Raw genomic sequence first — 18380 nt, 5'->3', positions numbered from 1 at the left:
ATATTTAATTTGGTTTGGAGTGAGAAAATTTGTCTTGGGAATTAAAAGCAAATTTACAAAAAATATTAAATAATGAGGATGGCGTGAGTGTGTTCCCCGCTGGAATACGCAGCAAATTTGCTTTAGTGTATCCGAATTCTTACTTTGTAGGGATGTCGAACTTAGGCATACATATTTTGTATCAACAAATGAACAATCGGAAAGACACGGCTTGTGAACGGTTTTTTTTGCCGGAAAAACTGATTGAAAAAGAATATATTCGGACGAATACACCACTTATGAGTATCGAAAATCAAGAACCTTTATATGAATTTCCCCTAATTGGTTTTGCGGTATCTTTTGAAATGGATTATTTTAATGTATTGAAGATTTTGGAATTGGGTAAAGTGGAACTTTTAGCTGCAAAACGTACGAATGATGATCCGATTGTTATTGCCGGGGGGGCTTGTTCAACTTTTAATCCTGAACCGTTGAGTCTTTTTATTGATGCTTTTATTATTGGTGAAGGTGAAGAAACGATCCATTTGTTTTTAGATGCATATTATAAAGCAAAAGCAGATAATCTCACACGTGAAGCTATTCTTTTGCGATTGGCGAATGTTCCTGGCGTATACGTGCCTAGGTATTATACGCACGAGTATCTAGACGATGGTATCGTTGCGAAGATTACACACGATGACAAAGTACCAAGTCAAATTCATCGTCAATGGGTTCAAGACTTAGATGCGTATGATGCCCACACGGTTATTCGTACCAATGATACGGAATTTAATCTTTATTTAATTGAAATTGCTCGTGGCTGTGGCAGGCATTGTCGTTTCTGTATGGCTGGTTATGCATTTCGTAAACCTCGCAACAGGTCTTTAGAAAGTATTGAAAAAATGCTTATCGAAGCGCAAACATATGGTAAAAAAGTCGGACTTATGGGTGCGGCTATATCCGATTATCCTGAAATAAACACATTGTGCCATAAAATATTAGACTTAGGTATGCCCATGTCCGTAGCTTCTTTTCGCGCGGATTCTGTCACCAAAGACCTTGTAGATTCTTTGGTACACAGTGGTTTAAAAACATTAACATTAGCGCCAGAAGCAGGCAGTGATAAAATGCGTGAGATCATTAATAAAGGAATAAAAAAAGAACATTTATTTAAAGCCATTGAACTTGGCGCAAATGCGGGTGTTGCCAATTTTAGGCTTTATATTATGATTGGATTGCCATTTGAAACGAGTGATGATATTGAGGCTATTCTCACGATGACGACGGAAGTCAAAGCCTACATGGAAAGTTTAGGTTGTCATGGAAAATTGACATTGAGTATCAATCCTTTTATTCCAAAGCCAGTCACACCTTTTCAATGGCTGCCAATGGCGGATATCAAACAAAGTGATCATGATTTAAAATATATCAAAACCTCTTTTAAAAATACAAAACAAATTGATGTAATCATTGAATCACCTAAAGAAGCCTATATACAGGGGATTTTAGCTCGTGGTGATCGCAGACTATCACATGTTTTGTATCGAGCTCATCAATTGGGTGGCAGTAAAAGTTTTAAACAGGCAATGAAAGAAGCAAACCTTGACAGTGCTTTTTATTTATATCGTGAACGTAGTGAACATGAAGTTTTCCCTTGGGACACATTGGATTTGGGGATTAATAAGTCATATTTATATCGTGAAATAGAGAATGCAAAACAGAGAAAACATACGGTACAGTGTTTTGATGGCTGTAAACGCTGTGGTGTTTGCCATTAAATTTAGGAGATGAAATATGAGCTTTTCATTACTGGAGAAAGAAGATACTATACAAGTTGGTCAATTTTCGATTTTTCCGCAAGAGGGTCTGGAACATGCAATATCAACTCGTTTTGGTGGAGTGAGTAAATCACCTTTTGATAAGATGAATTTAGCAATGCATAATGGGGATGATGAAAAATCCGTATTGGAAAACAGGCACCGGTTTTGTAATGCTTTTTTTCTATCAAGTGCTAATTTATGTACATGTGAACAGGTACATAGCAGCAATATTAGGCAAGTTACGGCAGCAGATGCTGGTCGTGGTGCAACATCCTATGAAGATGCAATTAAAGAAACGGATGCTTTCATTACAAATGTAAAAAATGTACCGTTGATGTTGTTTTTTGCGGATTGTACGCCAGTTCTGTTTTTTGATCCTGAACACCACGCGATTGGCATTAGTCATGCAGGCTGGAAGGGAACGGTTCATAAAATAGCCCAAAAGACAGTGAAGGCAATGCAGGCAGTCTTTCAAACAGATCCCAAAAAGTGTTTAGTTGGCATTGGCCCATCGATCGGACCGTGTTGTTATGAAGTAGGTCTCGATGTACAGCTTCAGTTTTGCAAGGCTTTTCCAAAGGATGCAAACACGATCCTTATACCATTTCAGAAAAAATGGAAACTTGATCTTTGGGCAGCCAATCGAATACAATTAGAAGAAGTTGGCATACTAGCGGAACATATTGATATGGCTGATACTTGCACAGCCTGTAATTCGGATGTATTTTTTTCTTATCGGGCTGATCAGGGAAAGACAGGTCGAATTGCCGCGATGCTTTGTTTAAAATAAAATCGCTATATTTTGCATATTTAGAGGATATTTAGACTTATTCTCGAATATTTGTTAAAGTATGGAGGCGTTTTTATGATAAAAGAAAATTTAAATGAAATACAAAATAAAATAGAATATTCTTTATTGAAAAGAACGGTGACTGCCGATTCGAATTCTGTAAAACTTATCGCTGTAACTAAAAATCATGAAGTTGCTGACATGCAAGAAGCAATTGAGGCAGGCGTTTTATCCATTGGTGAAAATCGCATTCAAGAAGCAATCAGCAAAGCGGCAACACTGGATCGTGAAGTTGAATGGCATTTGCTTGGACATCTACAGACGAATAAAGTGAAACAGGCTGTTCATTTATTTGATATGATTCATTCGGTTGATAGTAAAAAAATTGCTGTAGAAATTAATAAAGAAGCAAAGAAAATTAATAAAATTCAGGATGTTTTGCTGCAAGTCAACATTGCAAAAGAAGAAAGCAAGTTTGGTATTTATGCAGAAGACCTGCCGGATCTGCTGCGTGATGTTGACCAAATGGAATCTCTTCACGTATGTGGACTGATGACCATTGCACCAATTTGTGATAATTTAGAAGAAGTCAGACCTATTTTTAAAAATATGTTTCATTTATATACAGATATGAAACAGCATAAGTTTGAAAAGACGGATCTAAAATGGTTGTCTATGGGGATGAGTCATGATTATACGGCTGCCATTGAAGAAGGTGCTAATATGGTTCGAATTGGAACAGCAATCTTCGGACCGCGTCAATATTAATAGGAGGAAATAGAGCATGTCGTTTATAGATAAATTTTGTGGTAAACTAGGGTTAATTGATTCTGTCGATAAGGAAGTGGAGATTCAAGAACAAAAAGGGGAATCGACCGAAGAACAAACAGCAGCCAATGAATTCAAATCAAAAAAAACATCCTCCTATGCGCAGAATAATGTAGTGAATTTCCATGCGACGAGTAGTACAAATAATACGAATGTGGTGGCAAGACAAATGAATGTTATAGTCATTGAACCTTTATCTTTTGATGATGCACAACAGGTAGCAGATTATTTGAAAAACAAAAAGCCGGTTGTGGTTAATTTTGAAAATACAGATAGTGAAGTTGCAAAGCGGATTATTGATTTTATTAGTGGTACGACGTATGCTCTTTCCGGTGATATAAAAAAAGTGGGGAATAATGTATTTTTATGTGCACCAAGCAATGTGGATGTAACGTATACACAGCAAGAGAATAAAGCCTCAGACACAGATATGCCTTGGCTGAAAAAATAGGAGTGATATCATGAATATAGGATTTATTGGTGGCGGAGCTATGGCTGAAGCAATGATCGGGGGAATTTTGGCAAATAAATTATTTACGCCCGACGAAGTATATGTTTCGGATCATAAAATCAAAAGATGTGAACAGTTACATACTTTATATGGTGCTCAGGCAGCGGTTAATGCCAGTACGTTTTTAGAAAAACTGGACATCGTTGTACTGGCAATTAAACCGCAGGCAGCTCAAGCAGCAATTGAGTCGATTGTAAAGCTAGTAAATGCGGATACGATCGTTATTTCCGTGATTGCTGGTCTTACTTTGAAATCATTGGAAACGTATTTCGTGCAGCAGCCAGTTGTGCGTGTAATGCCAAATACACCAGTTGCCGTAGGCGCGGGCATGTCCGCTATTGCTTTGGGAAAAAATGCGTCAGAGCAAAATGGCAAAACAGTAGAATCTATATTCAATGCAGTTGGCAAAGCTGTGATTTTACAAGAAAGCGCTATTGACGCAGTGACGGGACTGTCCGGTAGTGGTCCGGGGTATGTCTTTGTTATGATTGATGCTTTAGCAGATGCAGGCGTCAATGCAGGTTTGCCTCGTCAAACATCGATTATGCTGGCAGCACAGACACTTTTGGGTGCAGCCAAAATGGTGCTGGAAACAGGTGAACATCCGGCTGTCCTTCGAGACAAAGTGACTTCACCGGGCGGGACAACGATTGCTGGTATCCATGTCTTAGAACAAAAAGGAGTTCGAGCAGCACTGATTGATGCTGTTGAAGCGGCAACAAATAAATCGAAAGCAATGGGGAAATCGTAATATGGCAGCAGATCGTGAAAAAATTATCCGGTATTATAAAGGAACAGAGGGGGCTGAAACGGCTGTTAAATTGGTCGATCTTGCCGAAGCTGTGAACAAAAGCCGAAAATTTAAAACATCGTTTTTTTTAGACCCTTATGGTTGCGAAATTGCTGAAACAATCGCTGCCAATTATCCAGCGTTGAAACTTGTTTTTGACGGTGGTTACCCAGGTGCGGAACGCCAAAAGGCGGCTTTTGTTCATGAGGACTTTCTTGGCACACCATCTTTTGACTTGACGGTTGTTAAAGCATCATGGAATGCACAATTTTATCATATTGCCCACCGCGATATTTTAGGTTCGCTCATTGGATTGGGAATTGACCGTGGGCAAATTGGGGACTTGCTTATTAAAGCCGATCATGTGAAGATCATAGCTGATGTGAAGATGGGTCAGTTTATTTTGCAAAATTATACGCAAATTGGTTCGTCAGCTATCACGGCGGAAGTGGGGAGCTTTTCTGATATTGAAGTGCGTGAAGAGCGTTGTAAAGAAATTAAAGCCACGGTTGCTTCGCTTCGAGTGGATTCGATTGCAGCAGCAGGCTTTGGTTCATCGCGCAGTAAAATTGTGAGTGATATCGAAGCCGATAAATTAAAATTGAACTGGCAATCTGTAAAAAGTTCGTCCCACATGGTAAAAGAAGGCGATATCATATCAATGCGCGGTAGAGGCCGTATTGAGGTCGCAGAAGTCCGTGGCCAGACAAAAAAAGGCAGGACTGGAATTTTACTTAGACGCTATATATAAAATAAATGGTAGAGGAAGCGGAGCTTATGCTTACACCTTTAGATATTCATAATCAAGAATTCAAACGGAGTTTTCGTGGTTATAATGAAGATGAAATTGATACATTTCTCGATCGAGTTATCAAAGACTATGAACAGTTATATAGAGACAATGTACAACTTAAAGAAAAAGCCAATCAGATGCAAGATGATATAGGACGTTTTAAGCAAATGGAAGCAACGCTACATGAAACTTTGCTTATTGCCCAAAAAACAGCGGAAGAAGTAAAAACGAATGCGCAAAAAGAAGCGGCTAATATTATTCAGGAAGCGCAGCTTAACGCAAAAAAATTGATGATAGAAGCGGCTGAAAAAGTTCATCAACAAACCCTTTCATATCAAGACATGCAAAGACAATATGATTCCTTTCAGACAAAAATGAAAACATTGCTTGTGACACAGCTTAATTTATTGGATTTAACGGATCAAAGCAGTACTGCTGAGAATGTGCCATTGCAAGAAGTTGGTCTACATAACAATGAAATTCCTCTAGATTAAAAATAACAACGGGCTTTTAGCTCGTTGTTATTTTAATGATATGGAACAAATATGAAGTTTCATCTGGCAAATTCATATTTTAGTGAAGCTATGCTATAATATATTATAAAAAGAATCGAGGGTTGTTGCGTGCCAATATTAATCTTATGCCTGGTTATTATATTAGTCGATCAATTTTCAAAATTTTATATTCAGTCCATTATGAATCTGGGGATGTCGATACCGGTAATCCCTCATGTCTTTCATATTACATACATTTTAAATCCGGGAGCAGCTTTTGGAATATTGGAAAACCAACGCATCTTTTTTATTTTGATTGGTGTGTTTATTCTTTTAGCGGCAATGTTTTTTTATCCAAGACTACGGCAGGAGAAATTTCCGTTAAAAGCAGGGTCAGCACTTTTATTAGGCGGGGCTGTCGGGAATTTAATCGATCGAATTCAAACCGGCTATGTGGTTGATTTTTTTGATTTTAGAATATGGCCAATTTTCAATATAGCCGATATTGCTATTGTTTGTGGAGTTGGACTGATTATATATACAATACTTTTTAAAGGAAGAATGCAATGACCGTATTAATGAATGAATATGAATTTACTGCAACAACGCCAGAGCGCTTAGATGTTTTTTTAGCCAAACAAATAACAGATCACTCCAGATCTTTTGTCCAAAAATTAGTTTTGGATGGTCATGTTACCGTCAATCAGAAAATACAAAAATCAAATTATAAATTATGTAATGGAGACCATGTCGAAGTGGTCGTTCCTGAGCCGCAAGCAATTTCAATTCAAGCGGAGGATCTGCCACTTGATATTTTATATGAGGACCAACATATTATTGTTATCAACAAAGCGCGAGGTATGGTTGTACATCCAGCATCCGGTATTTATAGTGGAACATTAGTAAATGCACTTTTGGCTCATTGTAAGGATTTATCTGGTATTAATGGGGAAATTCGTCCGGGGATTGTGCATAGGCTGGATAAAGATACTTCTGGTGTCATGATTGCAGCGAAAGATGATCTTTCCCATACGAGTTTAGCGGAACAAATAAAAAGCAAAACGGCTCATCGACAATATTTAGCCATTGTAAAAGGAAATATAAAGGAAGAATCTGGTATCATTCATGGTGATATTGGGCGTGATCCTAAAGATCGAAAAAAAATGGCAATTGTTGTTACAAACGGGAAACCGGCTTCAACTAAGTTTAAAGTTTTAGAAAGATATGGCGATTACACTTTAGTAGAATGTACTTTAATGACTGGCCGGACACATCAAATTCGTGTTCATATGACACATATTGGACATCCGTTGATTGGAGATCCGAAATATGGTACAACGAAATCACCATTTAAGATTAACGGACAAGCTTTGCATTCCGAAAACTTGTCTTTAATTCACCCGATTACTAAGGAAAAACTATTTTTTTCTGCCCCCATACCAGACGATATGGCTAAAATATTAATAAAACTACGTACTAGAACCAAAAATAAATAATCTAGTGTTTTCTGAAGGGATGATGTTTTATGTCAAATTTAATTGATAAAACCGTTTTAATGGATGCCAAGGCTATTACGCGTGCTTTAACACGTATAGCACATGAAATTATCGAAAAAAACAAGGGCGTTGAGCAGATATTACTAGTAGGTATAAGAACGCGTGGAGTACCGTTGGCAGAACGAATTGCTACCGAAATTGAACAAATAGAAGGGACCAAAGTTCCGGTAGGTGTTCTTGACATCACTTTATATCGTGATGATCTTTCAACATTATCCTATCAACCGATTGTGCATCCAACGCAGATGCCGGTTGATATAACGAATAAAACAATTATCCTGGTTGATGATGTATTATATACTGGTCGGACGATTCGAGCTGCATTGGATGCCATTATTGACATGGGACGCCCACGGGTGATTCAATTGGCGGTTTTGGTTGATCGGGGACATCGTGAATTGCCGATTCGAGCAGATTATGTTGGAAAAAACGTACCGACTGCTAGTAAAGAAGTGGTTAGCGTTCAAATTGGTACGGTTGATCAAAAAGAACAGGTTGTTATTAAAGAATTTAAAGACTGAAGCTGCAGTAGATAAACAAAAACCCTCCAAACTAGCCGTAAAAACTAGTGAGGAGGGTTTTTGTTTATTTTTTATTTAAGTCTTGTAAAATTAACAGTGCCATTTCCTGTTCATTTGGTGTAACATAGAGCGTTTTTTGGTTTGTGAAAATAACAAACCCTGGTTTTGCGCCCGTCGGTTTTTTTACATAACGGCAAGGTGTATAGTCAACGGGCACTTTAGAAGAATGATTGGCTTTACTGAAATAGGCTGCCAAAGTGGCGGCTAAAAGCAATGTATCGGGTGCGGGAGCATCGTTTTCGCAGCGAATCACGACATGCGAGCCAGGAAAATCCTTTGTGTGAAGCCAAATATCTTTACGATGTGCCGTTTTGAAAGTAAGTTTATCATTTTGATAGTTATTTTTCCCCACCAAAATGATGGTTCCGTCACTGGCTTTGAACTTAAATGGCTGGGATGGTTTTTCACTGGCTTTTTTCTTAATGTGTTCATGCAAATAACCACTGGCGATCAGTTCCGTTTTGATTTCACCAATTTCAATTAAAGTTGATGACGATTCGAGAGAACTTTCAACACTGCTCAAATATTTAAGATCCTGCTGACATTGTTCAATTTGAATTTGCAGGAGATTTTGAGCACGTTTTAATTTATCGTATTTATGATAATAAGTTTGCATATTTTGAATAATGGAGTATCGTTTATCCAATGGTATTTTTAGGAGATGTTTTTCGGGGTCTTCTTCATAAATATTGGGTAATTCTACGATTTCTCCCAAATGATCCGATAACTGATACTGATAGGTCATCAGTATATCGCCTTTTATTTTGTAGTCCTCAGCATTTTGTGCCTGAATCAATTCTTTTGCTAAAACAGTTGCTTTATTTGCCGATTTAGTGAGTTCGCCATGAACAAGCTTTTGGAAACGGTCTTTGTCTGGTAGTGTATAATTTCCTGTGAGTTTTGTTGAAAAATCAATTAGTTCACTCATTGTAGTAAAGGTTTTTGGCAGTACATTTTCTAAATAATGTAAAGGAAATCCGGCAGATGCGACGATTTTATTATTTGCGTCTAAAAACAACATCGGTGTAATTTGATTTTCGCGAAATAAGGTAAGAACTTCTGTTATAGCGGTTTTTAAAGAAGTAAAATCTGCTTCATCTAGTTCGCTAACCAATATATTTGCTGAAAATCCCGCCGAAAAAACAAATTCACGGGCGCTTACCGGACCAAGTCCAATTGCAGTCTGGACAATTGCCTTTACTAGTTTTAATTCAGGGTATTTTTTTAAATCTTCAATTAAAAGATCGATGGAATCCGTCATGATATTTAATTTGTCCTGATTCGGGGGAAGGGAATATTCATAACCAGGTAAAACAAGACGAACGCGACTGCTGGTCGTGCCAACTTTACGAAGGCAGTCAATGATTTTTGTTTCATGAAGAAGAATCATATTGCTGTATTTCCCCATTAATTCAATCACGAGTGTTTTCGTCAAAATAATACCGCCGGCACCTAACGTATCAATATCAATTAGAACAATTCGATCAAGGACATGTTGTTTGATTTCAGCAATTCGTCCACCTTCTATCTGTTTGCGCAATACCATACAGAAAACGGGTGGTTCTGCTGGATTTTCAACTGAGCGGGTAATGAGATTGATTACGGGATTTTGTGGATTGATGGAAATGTGCAAAGAGAAATTTTGACCTGGCTGCCGTACTGCGAGTAAAACTGTATGTTTATTCGGCTGAGAGATCCGATCAATTCGTCCCCCAGCTAATTGTTTATTTAATTCTGTAACCAAAGGATACATCGAAAAACCATCTAAACTCATAATATTAACTCCATTCTAACTAGTGTCAAATTAGTATAGCATCTCAATTTTGAATGGTCAAATCCAAGCATTTATAATTTATTGCAGTTGCTATATATCAATTTTAAGGGCAATATTTCGGGGAAGACATTGCATCTTTGAGTCTGAACAAGTAAAATAGATACCATATGGTTAAAATGTAGCCAGGATTTAAGTAGATACCATTGGAGGCAATGAAAATGAATTTCAAATTTAGCAAATGGCAAGGCTGCGGCAATGATTTTGTTATTGTAGATTGTTTTAAAGAACAGATCGATGATTTTTCGAATTTGGCAATTACAGTTTGTGATCGTCATTATGGAATTGGTGCGGATGGGTTGATTTTAGTGATGCCTTCGGATCATGCAGATTTTAAAATGCGTATTTTTAATACGGATGGCAGTGAGGCTGAAATGTGCGGCAACGGAATTCGTTGTTTTGCTCGTTATATTTATGAAGCAAAACTTACGACAAAAACTTTATTTACCGTTGAAACGGGCGCTGGTATTATAAAACCGGAAATTATTTTGACTGCAGAAAATACCGTTGATTTAATTCGTGTTGACATGGGAGAGCCGATTTTAGCAGCTGATAAGATTCCTGTTGCTGGTTTTGGCAGTGAACAGGTTATTGCACAACCGATTACAATATTAGATAAGGAATATAAAATGACCTGTGTTTCGATGGGCAATCCACATTGTGTGGTTTTTGTCGACGATATTGCACAAATTAATTTGGAAAAAGTAGGTCCTTTATTTGAAATCAATGAACATTTTCCTAAAAAAATAAATACAGAATTTGCTGAAGTAAAAGATCGCGGACATATTCGAATGCGTGTTTGGGAACGTGGGGCAGCGATTACATTAGCGTGTGGAACGGGATCTTGTGCTACGATCGTGGCAGCCGTGCTCAATCACAAAACGGATAGAAATGTAGAAATTGAACTCGATGGAGGGCTCCTTTTTGTAGAATGGACTCAAGCGGGTACCGTGTATATGTCAGGTCCTGCTGAAAAAGTATTCTCTGGCATATATTCCGTATAATGTATTGCCTATCCCCCCTTATTGACGAGTACCACATAGAATATTTAATGCAACTTATATATAAAGACTAAAATTGGCTGTTTTTCCTTTAAATCAGATAAATTTGTCTAAATTAAAGGGATTTCATCTCTATATGATGAATATAATTCTTTATATGCTTGTTTACATTATAGAAAGGGTGTTTTCTTTTTTGTTAAAAAGTATGACGGGATTTGGTTCGAGTGAATATTATAATGAAACATATAAACTGCATGTAGAAATTAAATCCGTGAATTATCGATATAATGATATAATGATTCATTTGCCAAAAGCTTTGAATCCTTTAGAAGATAAAATCAAAAAATTGATTATGGCCTCGCTTACGCGTGGGAAAATTGATATATTTATTTCTTTTGAGCAAGCTATGGGACATCATAAGCAAATAAAAGTTGACAAAGATTTGGCAATCGCTTACTATAATGCCTTAAGCGAAATCAGTAGTCTGCTAAAAATACCAGCACCGGGTAATGTGTATGAGATAGCAAATTATCAAGATGTGTTACGGCTTGATGAAGATTCATTTGATCTGGATGCAGCAGAGTCCGTTATTTTAGAAACTGTCCAAAAGGCATTGGACCAATTAGTTTCGATGCGTATAATGGAAGGACAGCATTTATTAGATGATTTAATCATGCGACTAAATGACTTAGAAGCGAATGTAGCTAAAATAGAACAGCAGGTACCGATGATCCTTACTTGTTACCGTGAGAAACTTCTTAAAAAGCTGCAGGATGTGTTAAGTGAAACTCAAATTGATGAAGCTCGCTTGATTCAAGAATGTGCATTGTTTTCGGAGAAAATTAATTTTACCGAAGAACTTGTGCGACTGAAGAGTCATTTTAAACAATTTAGAGCTACAATTTTGGATAGCAATGCAGCGGTTGGTCGCAAACTGGATTTTATTGTTCAAGAAATGAATCGTGAAACGAATACGATTGCTTCAAAAGCGAATGATATGGAGACTGCAAAACTTGTAGTCGAAATGAAAAGTGAGATTGAAAAAATCCGGGAACAGATTCAAAATGTAGAATAAATTATAAAAACGGTAGGGAACGAGAGGAGTTTGACTATGGATATTAAACTTATTAATATCGGATTTGGTAATATTGTATCAGCGAATCGTATTATTTCAATTGTTAGTCCTGAGTCTGCACCAATTAAACGCATTATTCAAGAAGCGCGTGATCGGGGCATGCTGATTGATGCAACATATGGAAGACGAACCAGGGCTGTTATTATCGCGGATAGCGATCATGTGATCTTATCGGCTGTACAACCGGAAACTGTAGCACATCGTTTGATTACGAAAGACAGCGATGATACGGAATTGAAATTAAAGGAAGACTAAAAAGATGGATTTTACAGGCAATTTAATTGTAATTTCTGGACCGTCCGGTACGGGTAAAGGAACAATTTGCAAAAAATTATTGGATGAACATAAAACCCTTACGTATTCTATTTCAGCGACAACCAGGCAGCCTCGTACGGGCGAAACACATGGTATCAATTACTGGTTTACGGATAAAATTGAATTCGAGCGTATGATTGAACAAGAAGAACTGCTCGAATGGGCTGAAGTGTATGGAAACTATTATGGTACACCATTAGCCAGAGTTCAGGAAGTATTGAAAAATGGGCAGGATGTCATTTTGGAAATAGATCCACAGGGCGCTATGAATGTCAAAAAAAAATTTCCGCAAGGCGTTTTTATTTATATTATCCCACCGTCAATGACTGAATTGGAAAAAAGAATTCGTGGACGAGGCACAGATTCAGATGAAAGCATTGCCCGTCGCTTAAAAGCAGCGTGCGATGAGATTCGAATGGGTGTATACTATAATTATGTTGTGGTCAATGATGAAATCACAGTAGCTGCTAACAAAATTGCCGCTATTGTTGAGGCTGAAAAATGCAATGTGCTGCGTAATACAGATTTGCTTCGTCAAATCTGTGAAGATAAAGGAGAATGAAAATATGGATATGGTAAACCCAACAATGGATGAGTTGTTAAAAAAAGTCGATAGTAAATATACATTAGTTGTTTTGGCAGCAAAACGGGCCCGTCAACTTTTAGATGGTGCGGAACTTAAAGTAACGATGAAATCAACAAAAAATGTCACAAATGCTTTAGAAGAAATTATTGAAGACCGTATTAAATATGAACGGACAAAAGAAGTCGTTAAATAATAAATAAATGGTGGTTTATTTATGTTAAAGGATAAAAATATTATTTTAGGTGTCAGCGGCGGCATTGCCGTCTATAAAGCAGTGGAAATAGTCAGTCGACTAAAAAAAGCTGGTGCGATCGTTCATGTTATCATGACAGAAGCTGCCGCAAAGTTTGTTACGCCGCTTACATTTCGTGAGATGAGCGGAAATCCTGTTGTGGTTAGTATGTGGAATGAAACAACCAATTGGAATGTTGAACATATTGCGTTGGCAATGTTAGCTGATGTCATGCTGATTGCTCCTGCCACCGCTAATATTATTGGTAAAGCTGCCAATGGTATTGCCGACGATATGCTTTTGACGACACTTATGGCAACGAAGGCACCGGTGTTTTTTTCACCAGCAATGAATACAAACATGTATCTGAATCCAATTGTGCAAGCCAATCTGAAAAAGTTGCAAGATGCCCACTATCATTTAATTCAACCTGACAGTGGTCAATTGGCATGCGGCACATCTGGTATCGGACGTTTGCCTGCGCCAGAGTCCATTGTAGCTGTATTAGCAGAACATTTTAGCGATACAGTATCTCTGCGTGGCAAAAAAGTACTGGTAACGGCTGCTGGGACAAGAGAACCGATTGATCCGGTTCGTTATATTGGGAATCGTTCCAGTGGTAAGATGGGCTATGCTCTTGCCGAAGAAGCTGCAAGACGCGGGGCAAGTGTCGTTCTCGTTTCTGGACCGTCAGTTTTAAAGGCCAGTGATGGCATACGTCTAATCAAAATAGAAACAGCAATGCAAATGCGTGAGGCGGTAAAAAAAGAATTTATCGACAGCGATATCACTATAAAGGCGGCAGCTGTTGCTGATTATAGGGCATCGTCTATCGCTGAAAATAAAATAAAAAAAGACAGTTCTACTTTGACTTTGATTTTAGAAAAAAATCCAGATATTTTATTTGAGCTCGGCCAAATAAAGCAAAAAAATCAGATTTTAGTTGGCTTTGCTGCGGAAACGCAGAATTTGCTCGAATTTGCTAAAATAAAACTCCATAAAAAAAATCTTGATTATATAATTGCCAATGATGTGACCGCACCGAATGCTGGTTTTAATACGGACACAAATATAGTAAAAATCATTGACCGTAATGGAGTCTGCGAAGATTTCCCACTTCTTCGCAAGGATTTATTGGCAAAAATTATCTTAGATAAGATTACAACATTACCCAAAATTTAAGTTGACTTTTCTAGTCAGTTCTTTTATTATAAAAACATAGCTGAATATGGAACTCATCAAGAGTAGTGGAGGGAATGGCCCGATGAAACTGCGGCAACCATTTGATTTTATCAAAACGGTGCCAAATCCTGTAGGCGAAGCCTATAAGATGAGAGTGTCAGAACTCTCTTTTATAGAGAGTTTTTTTATTTTATTCAATCACAAGGAGGTATAATATGACTAAAAAACGTGTATTATTTACATCAGAATCTGTAACAGAAGGTCATCCGGATAAAATCGCGGATCAAATTTCCGATAACATTTTAGATGGAATTTTGGCAAAAGATCCAACGGGGCGGGTTGCCTGCGAAACATTGATTACAACGGGGCAAGTTCATGTTGCCGGAGAAATTTCGACAAATTGTTATGTGGATATTCCGAAAATTGTCAGAAATACAATTCGTAATATCGGCTACACCAGAGCAAAATATGGCTTTGATGCAGATACATGCGGGGTGTTGATTTCAATTGATGAGCAGTCAGCAGATATTGCTCTCGGCGTTGATAAAGCTTTAGAAGCAAAAGAAGGCACTATGATGGATGAAATTGAAGCGATCGGTGCCGGTGACCAAGGTATGATGTTTGGGTATGCTACGAACGAAACGCCAGAATATATGCCGCTTACGATTGCGCTTGCACATAAATTGGCTCGTCGTTTATCAGAAGTTCGTAAAAATGGCGAATTGCCGTATCTGCGTCCAGATGGTAAAACACAAGTGACTGTGGCATATGAAGATGGAAAACCAGTTTCGATTGACACCATTGTTATTTCAACCCAGCATAGCCCGGATGTTACATTAGCTCAAATCGAAAAAGATATTTTTGAAAAAGTAATTAAACCGATTGTACCGGCTGAGTTACTGACGAATGAAACGAAATATTTCATCAATCCGACAGGTAACTTTGTTATTGGCGGACCACAAGGGGATTGCGGACTTACCGGACGTAAAATCATCGTTGATACATATGGCGGCATGGCACGTCATGGCGGCGGAGCTTTTTCCGGTAAAGATCCAACAAAAGTTGATCGTTCCGCAGCTTATGCCGCACGGTATGTAGCAAAAAATGTTGTAGCAGCCGGTCTTGCCGATAAATGTGAAATACAGCTTGCTTATGCGATTGGTGTAGCACGCCCGGTATCAATCATGGTTGAAACATTCGGCACGGCAAAAGTAGAAGAGTCTTTAATTGTTGAATTAATCCAGAAAAATTTTGATTTGCGACCAGCAGGTATCATTAAGACATTGGATTTACGTCGTCCTATCTATGCACAAACGGCTGCGTATGGACATTTTGGTCGTACAGATGTTGACTTACCTTGGGAACATATTGATAAAGCAGCGACGTTAAAAGAACAAGCTGGCTTATAATTTTAAAATAATTTTCTAAATAGAAGGGACTCGTCAGAGCCCCTTTTATTTATGATTGTTTGGTGATGAATTATGATTAAAGTTGCAAATATATTTGTAAATATTCCTGTAAAAAGTATCGCAAAAGCTTATTCTTATGCCATACCAGACAAATTTTCTTTTCTACAGACTGGTTGGCGTGTTTTTGTGCCTTTTGGCAACCGTAAAGTGGAGGGTTTTATTGTAAATATCAGTGCGGCGGATGCGACGACTGACTTGTTAAAGTTAAAAGAAATTATTGATATTGTCGATGAGGAACCATGGTTTACTGACAAAATGTTGAAAATTGCTAAATGGATGGCTGATTTTTATCTTTGTTCTTTTGCGGAAGCTATGCGCCTGTTTATGCCTGGTAAAACAGGTCTTCAAATAAAACCTGTTTATTTAATTGGTGATCAAAAACCGGACGCAACGATTTTGCAGGTTAATTTCTATGTTGAAGTTTATAATTTCATTATGCTGCATCAACCGGTGAGCCTTTATGATTTGCGTAAAAATTTTCCTGAATTTGATATAGATGCTATAATTGCTCTATTTTTACAGCATAAATTCATTTTAAAAGATTATTCTGTAAAAAAGAATACCGTAAATCGTTATGAAAAAATTGTTGAACTGATCCAGAGTACTTTTTGTGAAACGAATTTTTCTCGCAAACCTGCGCAGAAAAATCTTTTGCAATTGCTTCAAAATCGAAAATCAATTCCAATTTCTGAATTAAAAGCAGAAAAAATAACAATGACAACAATTCAGGCATTAGTACAAGCAAACCTGATTCGAATAAATGAACGACGGATATATCGTGACAGTTATGAGCATACCGCCTCTCAAGGGAAAAAAAATGTCATACTCACAGAAGAACAGGAAACAGCTGTAAACGAATTGATAAAATCGATCGAACAAAAAGAAAATAAAACCTTTTTACTATATGGAATTACTGGCAGCGGCAAAACACAAGTTTATATTGAAGCTGCTAATAAAGTTCGCCAAGCCGGACAGCATGTTATTGTACTTGTGCCGGAAATTGCTTTAACAGGGCAGCTAGTCAGCTCATTTAAGTATTATTTTAAACAAGATATCATTGTTTTACACAGCCGTTTATCAATTAGTGAACGAAATGATGCCATTCGAAGGATTAAACAAAATGAAATCGGTATTGTTATTGGAGCTCGCTCCGCTTTGTTTACGCCCATTGATCATATAGGCTTGATTATATTAGATGAAGAGCAAGATGCCTCTTATAAACAAGATGAATCGCCACGCTACCATACACGTGATGTAGCGCAGGCTCTGGCAAGAATACATAAAGCCATTTTAGTATTAGGCAGTGCTACGCCATCGGTTGAAACCTTTGCCCGTGCACAAAATAAAGAGTATACGATGCTGACTCTGTCGAAACGAATTGGTAATATTCCACTGCCACAGGTAACTACCGTTGATATGCGCGCTGAATTAAAACAGGGTAATCGAAATATTATTTCACGTGATTTGAAAAAACTAATTGAAGAGACGATTGCAAAAAAAGAACAAGTAATTATCATGCTGAATCGGCGTGGTTTTTCAACCTTTGTAATGTGCCGCTCTTGCGGGCATGTAATTGTCTGTAAAGATTGTACACTGCCGCTCGTTTATCATCAAAATGGCAAGCTGCAATGTCATCATTGCGATAGCAGTGATGTGGTTCCAGATGTTTGCCCGAAATGTGGAAGCCGCTATATTAAATATTTTGGAACAGGTACAGAAAGACTCGAACATGAATTAAGAACGCTTGTTCCAACAGCGCGAATTATTCGAATGGATCGTGATACGACAACGAAGAAATTTGCCCATACTGAGATTTTAACTCAATTTAAACAAGGTTTATATGATATTTTATTGGGGACGCAGATGGTAGCAAAAGGGCATGATATACCCAATGTAACAGCCGTTGGGATTATCAGTGCTGATTCAAGCCTCAACGTTCCAGATTTTCGTTCAGCTGAGCGCTGTTTTGCTTTGATTACACAAACAGCTGGTCGTGCTGGCCGGGGTGATATACCCGGTAAAGTAATTATTCAAACGTATAACCCTGAGCATTATGCGGTACATTGTGGAATGCAGCAAGATTATCTTGCTTTTTATAAAAATGAAATTGTGTTTCGTAAACAATTGTTTTATCCGCCTTATAGCAATTTAATTAAAATGACTGTACAAAATGCCGATGAACAAAAAGCTTTGGCAGAGGCAACTGAATTTGTAACGTTATTTCGCAGTTCTTTTAAAGACATAAATAGCAGCCAAATTATTGGTCCGGCACCAGCTATGATAAGCAATCTGCGAGGTTTATACCGAATCAATATTTTAATAAAAACAAATCAACCGGCTGTTGTCAAAAAATTTATGGTGGAGCAAAAATTGCATATAAAAAATAATATCATGCTTGATATTAATCCCCTAAATACAATGTAATATGTTTCATTGGATTTTTATTTGTTTGTATGATAGAATTTTAAGGATATATAGTTGTTTTGA

19 protein-coding genes and 1 riboswitch are annotated in these 18380 nt (G+C 37.6%); of the genes, 18 read left to right on the top strand and 1 reads right to left on the bottom strand.

Translation table 11 applies throughout. The features are described 5' to 3' along the window. Positions 1–29 precede the first annotated feature (29 nt). From BMY14_RS04635 to pyrR, 10 genes are all read left to right on the top strand, one after another. Positions 30–1757: a TIGR03960 family B12-binding radical SAM protein gene (locus BMY14_RS04635; RefSeq protein WP_091829637.1), complete on the top strand. Its 1728-nt coding sequence runs from the start codon at positions 30–32 to the stop codon at positions 1755–1757. 16 nt (positions 1758–1773) lie between these two features. Further along, positions 1774–2589: a peptidoglycan editing factor PgeF gene (gene pgeF / locus BMY14_RS04630; RefSeq protein WP_091829635.1), complete on the top strand. Its 816-nt coding sequence runs from the start codon at positions 1774–1776 to the stop codon at positions 2587–2589. A 75-nt stretch (positions 2590–2664) separates the two neighbouring features. Beyond that, entirely contained in the window at positions 2665–3357 is a 693-nt protein-coding gene (locus BMY14_RS04625; protein WP_091829633.1) for a YggS family pyridoxal phosphate-dependent enzyme, read from the top strand. A 16-nt stretch (positions 3358–3373) separates the two neighbouring features. Beyond that, positions 3374–3868 (top strand): cell division protein SepF, encoded by a 495-nt coding sequence (locus tag BMY14_RS04620; protein ID WP_091829631.1) that lies wholly within the window; start codon positions 3374–3376, stop codon positions 3866–3868. Positions 3869–3878: 10 nt separating this feature from the next. Beyond that, positions 3879–4679 carry a pyrroline-5-carboxylate reductase gene (proC, locus tag BMY14_RS04615; protein ID WP_091829629.1) on the top strand — a complete coding sequence of 267 codons (801 nt, stop codon included), beginning with the start codon at positions 3879–3881 and terminating at the stop codon, positions 4677–4679. A gap of 1 nt (position 4680) precedes the next feature. Next, positions 4681–5469 (top strand): YlmH family RNA-binding protein, encoded by a 789-nt coding sequence (locus BMY14_RS04610; protein ID WP_091829627.1) that lies wholly within the window; start codon positions 4681–4683, stop codon positions 5467–5469. A gap of 26 nt (positions 5470–5495) precedes the next feature. Continuing rightward, entirely contained in the window at positions 5496–6005 is a 510-nt protein-coding gene (locus BMY14_RS04605; protein ID WP_091829625.1) for a DivIVA domain-containing protein, read from the top strand. A gap of 129 nt (positions 6006–6134) precedes the next feature. Continuing rightward, positions 6135–6575: a signal peptidase II gene (gene lspA / locus BMY14_RS04600; protein WP_091829623.1), complete on the top strand. Its 441-nt coding sequence runs from the start codon at positions 6135–6137 to the stop codon at positions 6573–6575. Beyond that, positions 6572–7501, top strand: a complete 930-nt coding sequence (locus BMY14_RS04595; RefSeq protein ID WP_091829621.1) for an RluA family pseudouridine synthase — start codon at positions 6572–6574, stop codon at positions 7499–7501. Before lspA ends, BMY14_RS04595 begins: the two co-directional genes overlap by 4 nt. A 29-nt stretch (positions 7502–7530) precedes the next feature. Next, entirely contained in the window at positions 7531–8082 is a 552-nt protein-coding gene (pyrR, locus tag BMY14_RS04590; protein ID WP_019554163.1) for a bifunctional pyr operon transcriptional regulator/uracil phosphoribosyltransferase PyrR, read from the top strand. 64 nt (positions 8083–8146) lie between these two features. On the opposite strand, the gene BMY14_RS04585 is transcribed toward pyrR, so the two are convergent. After that, on the bottom strand, positions 8147–9916 hold the full coding sequence (locus tag BMY14_RS04585) for an Rqc2 family fibronectin-binding protein (protein ID WP_091829620.1): 1770 nt from the start codon (positions 9914–9916) through the stop codon (positions 8147–8149). Positions 9917–10134: 218 nt separating this feature from the next. Here BMY14_RS04585 and dapF point away from each other — a divergent pair, with 218 nt between their 5' ends. The 8 genes from dapF to priA all read left to right on the top strand — a co-directional run bounded on the left by dapF (position 10135) and on the right by priA (position 18317). Then, a complete protein-coding gene (dapF, locus tag BMY14_RS04580; RefSeq protein ID WP_019554161.1) occupies positions 10135–10977 on the top strand; it encodes a diaminopimelate epimerase in 843 nt (280 codons plus the stop codon). A gap of 190 nt (positions 10978–11167) precedes the next feature. Beyond that, on the top strand, positions 11168–12049 hold the full coding sequence (locus tag BMY14_RS04575) for a YicC/YloC family endoribonuclease (protein WP_245741268.1): 882 nt from the start codon (positions 11168–11170) through the stop codon (positions 12047–12049). Between the two features lie 36 nt (positions 12050–12085). Next, positions 12086–12364: an extracellular matrix/biofilm regulator RemA gene (gene remA / locus BMY14_RS04570; RefSeq protein WP_019554159.1), complete on the top strand. Its 279-nt coding sequence runs from the start codon at positions 12086–12088 to the stop codon at positions 12362–12364. Between the two features lie 4 nt (positions 12365–12368). Further along, positions 12369–12986 (top strand): guanylate kinase, encoded by a 618-nt coding sequence (gene gmk / locus BMY14_RS04565; protein WP_091829616.1) that lies wholly within the window; start codon positions 12369–12371, stop codon positions 12984–12986. 4 nt (positions 12987–12990) lie between these two features. Beyond that, on the top strand, positions 12991–13203 hold the full coding sequence (gene rpoZ / locus BMY14_RS04560) for a DNA-directed RNA polymerase subunit omega (RefSeq protein ID WP_177177477.1): 213 nt from the start codon (positions 12991–12993) through the stop codon (positions 13201–13203). A gap of 21 nt (positions 13204–13224) precedes the next feature. Next, entirely contained in the window at positions 13225–14424 is a 1200-nt protein-coding gene (coaBC, locus tag BMY14_RS04555; protein WP_091829614.1) for a bifunctional phosphopantothenoylcysteine decarboxylase/phosphopantothenate--cysteine ligase CoaBC, read from the top strand. Positions 14425–14474: 50 nt separating this feature from the next. After that, a riboswitch (SAM riboswitch) is annotated at positions 14475–14579 on the top strand. Positions 14580–14639: 60 nt separating this feature from the next. Further along, complete coding sequence (gene metK / locus BMY14_RS04550) at positions 14640–15833, top strand: methionine adenosyltransferase (RefSeq protein WP_091829612.1); 1194 nt, start codon at positions 14640–14642, stop codon at positions 15831–15833. A 72-nt stretch (positions 15834–15905) separates the two neighbouring features. Beyond that, positions 15906–18317, top strand: coding sequence for a primosomal protein N' (gene priA / locus BMY14_RS04545; protein ID WP_091829610.1), 2412 nt, complete (start codon positions 15906–15908; stop codon positions 18315–18317). The last annotated feature ends 63 nt before the right edge of the window (positions 18318–18380 follow it).

The sequence above is a fragment of the Propionispira arboris genome (genome assembly GCF_900109225.1).
Classification (GTDB): Bacteria; Bacillota; Negativicutes; order Selenomonadales; family Selenomonadaceae; genus Propionispira; species Propionispira arboris.
The sequence above is the reverse complement of the archived record's forward strand: the minus strand, read 5'-3'. Positions and strand labels throughout refer to the sequence as shown.

Coding starts and splice junctions, on each gene's coding strand:
- pgeF (WP_091829635.1), top strand. CDS start 1,774: ATGAGCTTTTCATTACTGGAGAAAGAAGATACTATACAAGTTGGTCAA.
- BMY14_RS04625 (WP_091829633.1), top strand. CDS start 2,665: ATGATAAAAGAAAATTTAAATGAAATACAAAATAAAATAGAATATTCT.
- BMY14_RS04620 (WP_091829631.1), top strand. CDS start 3,374: ATGTCGTTTATAGATAAATTTTGTGGTAAACTAGGGTTAATTGATTCT.
- proC (WP_091829629.1), top strand. CDS start 3,879: ATGAATATAGGATTTATTGGTGGCGGAGCTATGGCTGAAGCAATGATC.
- BMY14_RS04610 (WP_091829627.1), top strand. CDS start 4,681: ATGGCAGCAGATCGTGAAAAAATTATCCGGTATTATAAAGGAACAGAG.
- BMY14_RS04605 (WP_091829625.1), top strand. CDS start 5,496: ATGCTTACACCTTTAGATATTCATAATCAAGAATTCAAACGGAGTTTT.
- BMY14_RS04595 (WP_091829621.1), top strand. CDS start 6,572: ATGACCGTATTAATGAATGAATATGAATTTACTGCAACAACGCCAGAG.
- pyrR (WP_019554163.1), top strand. CDS start 7,531: ATGTCAAATTTAATTGATAAAACCGTTTTAATGGATGCCAAGGCTATT.
- BMY14_RS04585 (WP_091829620.1), bottom strand. CDS start 9,916: ATGAGTTTAGATGGTTTTTCGATGTATCCTTTGGTTACAGAATTAAAT.
- dapF (WP_019554161.1), top strand. CDS start 10,135: ATGAATTTCAAATTTAGCAAATGGCAAGGCTGCGGCAATGATTTTGTT.
- remA (WP_019554159.1), top strand. CDS start 12,086: ATGGATATTAAACTTATTAATATCGGATTTGGTAATATTGTATCAGCG.
- gmk (WP_091829616.1), top strand. CDS start 12,369: ATGGATTTTACAGGCAATTTAATTGTAATTTCTGGACCGTCCGGTACG.
- rpoZ (WP_177177477.1), top strand. CDS start 12,991: ATGGATATGGTAAACCCAACAATGGATGAGTTGTTAAAAAAAGTCGAT.
- coaBC (WP_091829614.1), top strand. CDS start 13,225: ATGTTAAAGGATAAAAATATTATTTTAGGTGTCAGCGGCGGCATTGCC.
- metK (WP_091829612.1), top strand. CDS start 14,640: ATGACTAAAAAACGTGTATTATTTACATCAGAATCTGTAACAGAAGGT.
- priA (WP_091829610.1), top strand. CDS start 15,906: ATGATTAAAGTTGCAAATATATTTGTAAATATTCCTGTAAAAAGTATC.